General features: G+C 63.9%; 1 protein-coding gene. It reads left to right on the top strand.

Going from position 1 to position 216, the window contains the following annotated elements; all coding sequences use genetic code 11:
• A partial coding sequence (locus tag D2V08_RS17260) for a hypothetical protein (protein ID WP_439108265.1) occupies nt 1-195 on the top strand: 195 nt, incomplete at its 5' end.
• Between the last annotated feature and the right edge of the window lie 21 nt (nt 196-216).

The following is a 216-nucleotide window of genomic DNA, read 5'->3' as shown; positions in this document are numbered from 1 at the left end:
GGAGAATGGGCCCAAGTACTTGACGCGGTCGGGGCCGTACCAGGGGCTGCCGGAGGAGACGGTCTTGGGCTTGCCGGCGGTCTTCCTCATGGAGAAGCGGCCGTTGCCGGAGATTTGGGAGGTGGAGGGGTTGAGCTTGACCGCCTGGCCGGAGAAGGAGGGGGAGGAGAGAGCCATGGTGGAGGCCGCCATTGATGAGTGAAGATTGTTGCTGTG

Source organism: Flagellimonas lutimaris (assembly GCF_003581615.1).
Lineage (GTDB): Bacteria > Bacteroidota > Bacteroidia > Flavobacteriales > Flavobacteriaceae > Flagellimonas > Flagellimonas lutimaris.
Note: the sequence above shows the minus strand (reverse complement) of the source record. Positions and strands in the feature narration are given on the sequence as shown.